Annotated in this window: 3 protein-coding genes; all 3 read left to right on the top strand. The window is 45.4% G+C overall.

The features are described from left to right. The first annotated feature begins 205 nt into the window (after positions 1–205). Entirely contained in the window at positions 206–574 is a 369-nt protein-coding gene (locus VF500_RS28680; RefSeq protein ID WP_330862936.1) for a diacylglycerol kinase family protein, read from the top strand. Further along, positions 564–1,289 carry a DNA repair protein RecO gene (gene recO, locus VF500_RS28675; protein WP_330862935.1) on the top strand — a complete coding sequence of 242 codons (726 nt, stop codon included), beginning with the start codon at positions 564–566 and terminating at the stop codon, positions 1,287–1,289. The genes VF500_RS28680 and recO overlap by 11 nt, the downstream gene beginning before the upstream one ends. A gap of 557 nt (positions 1,290–1,846) precedes the next feature. Then, positions 1,847–2,518, top strand: a 672-nt coding sequence (locus VF500_RS28670; RefSeq protein WP_330862934.1) for a glycoside hydrolase family 3 N-terminal domain-containing protein, incomplete at its 3' end; no start/stop codon positions are given.

Here is a 2,518-nt window from a genome sequence, read left to right as displayed (position 1 = left end):
TCGCACGGAGGCATGGTTGCTCTGTATAGCATGCGATTGCCACGTCGCTTCCCCTCTTTTACCCCATGCAGCTCCTCGCAATGACATGGCTTTTTAAACCAATAACGGCGAGACGACAACACCAACGACGGCTTAGTTAAGGATAACAACAATACCGCAGTTTAATGCCTATCCTTATTTGCGGCTAAACTTTGTATTTTTGAGCATGAAAAGGTTGGTGCGCAGTTTTGGTTTCGCGTTTAAGGGTTTAGGGTATGCTGCCAAAACCCAGCCTAATTTCAGGTTTCATTTAATGGCTGGTACAATAGCTGTAGCATTGGGCTTCTTTTTCCAGCTTTCAACTGCCGAGTGGCTTTGGCTCGTGGCCTGCATTGCCGTTGTACTTATAACCGAATTACTTAATACATCGCTCGAAACACTTACCGATCTTGTTTCGCCAACTTATAACGAAAAAGCGGGTCACGTAAAAGATGTAGCTGCCGGTGCCGTTGTTGTGGCTGCGCTATTTGCGCTGATAACGGGGATAGTTATTTTTTTACCGAAAATCATTTTATTGGTAAGACATGCTGCATAAAACCCGTGGCATTATATTCAGGGCTACCGATTACGGCGAAAGCAGCGTGATCGTACAGATCTTTACCGAAAAGTTTGGCCTGCAATCATACATCATCAACGGCGCTAAAAAGCCAAAAGCAAAAATAGGCCGGAATATGCTGCAGCCCCTGCACCTGTTAGACCTGGTGGTTTACCACAAAAACACCGGCGGTGTACAGCGTATTTCCGAGCTGAAAAACGCGCCGGTACTGCTCAGCATTCCTTATGATGTTATCAAAAGCTGTATAGCCATATTTTTGAACGAGGTGTTGTATAAAGCGATAAAGCAACAATCGCCAGATGAAAACCTATTCGATTTTGTTTTCAGCGCTATAGAATGGCTCGATCATCAAACAGAAAGCGTAGCCAACTTTCACCTGATATTTTTAACCCGCCTTACCCGCTACCTCGGTTTTTACCCCGATCGCTACATGGCCGGTAATGCCGATTACTTCGATATAAAAAACGGGCAGTTTACCCGTTTCAAGCCCGAAAGCGTTTCTTATCTCTCGCCCCCGCATACCCAAAACTTCGGGTTAGTATTGCAAACCGGCTTTGAAGACATGCAGCTGCTAAAGCTGAGTAATGATGAACGCCGCTACCTGGTACAAAAGCTGCTGGAATATTATGCCATGCACATAGAAGGTTTTGGAAACATCAAATCGGCTGATGTACTGGAAGAGGTGCTGGCGTAGTGAGAATATTATAAATTGTCATTGCTGTAACCATCAGGGAGCCTGAAAAAAACTGTGATGACGTATATAATATATTTTAGCGATGGTGTGCGGGGGCCGCGTTAGTGATAGGAGCGGATACCGGTCTTGTGGCTAATGCCTGTGCAGTATGAGCGGATAGCACGGGCCGTAGGCAACGCCCATATTTACAAAACCGAATAAAAAATCCACTAATAATCAGCAAATTACGTTTATGTCATTATAAGGCATGGAGCAATCGCGAACTCTACAGGGAGATTTGCATAGCCGCTCTGTAAGCAGGGGATTGCTTCGTGCCTCGCAATGACGCGGTGGAGAATCCCACAACTGGCGAAACCCCAACCTGAAGGGTGGAGGTAATTCCATAGCTCCGTTTCATCCTCCTCCATCCATATTCTTTATCCTTTCATCGATAAAACTTGCTATTGTAAAACTTAATTTTTACTATTGTGTAATAATGACACAAAGAGTTCGATTTTTTGCTGTTATTGTAACCGCCAATTAGTACCCTTTAACCTATTTAATTTTTAAACATGAGAATGAGCTACAAACTACACGTTGCTTTAGCATGCGTTTTATTAGCCGGTGGCATCCATCAGGTAACACATGCTCAAAGCAAAAATTCCGCGCCGCAGCTAAGTGCAACAAACGTAAAACAGATTGTTGCCGCCATGACACTCGAAGAAAAATCGAAGCTGGTTGTGGGGATGGGTTTTAAAATGCCGGGCGTACCGCCGCCTTCAAAGGATAAAAAGAATGAACCTATTGATATAGGTGGCTTTAAATTACCACCATCTGACCCGGATGCTTATAATATTCCCGAAAAAGTGCCCGGAGCAGCCGGTCGCACACATGCTATTGCCCGTTTAGGGATTCCTTCAATCACGGTATCTGATGGGCCTGCCGGTTTAAGGATCGAGCCTATCCGCAATGGCGATAAATCAAAAACTTATTATGCTACGGCATTCCCGGTGGCCACTCTGCTGGCCTCAACCTGGGATACCCAGCTCGTAAACAAAGTAGGCGTTGCCTTTGGTAACGAAGTACGCGAATATGGTGTAGATATTTTGCTTGCGCCGGGCCTCAACATTCACCGTAACCCATTGGGCGGCCGTAATTTTGAGTATTATTCGGAAGATCCGTTGGTGGCAGGCAGCATGACAGCGGCCATTGTTAACGGTATCGAATCAAACGGGGTGGGCACTTCCATT

Origin of the sequence: Mucilaginibacter sp. (assembly GCF_036383575.1) — a bacterium.
GTDB lineage: Bacteria > Bacteroidota > Bacteroidia > Sphingobacteriales > Sphingobacteriaceae > Mucilaginibacter.
Note: the sequence above shows the minus strand (reverse complement) of the source record. Positions and strands in the feature narration are given on the sequence as shown.

Bases quoted from the DNA above. Each gene is read 5' to 3' on its own strand.
- VF500_RS28680 (WP_330862936.1), top strand. From the start codon at position 206: ATGAAAAGGTTGGTGCGCAGTTTTGGTTTCGCGTTTAAGGGTTTAGGG.
- recO (WP_330862935.1), top strand. From the start codon at position 564: ATGCTGCATAAAACCCGTGGCATTATATTCAGGGCTACCGATTACGGC.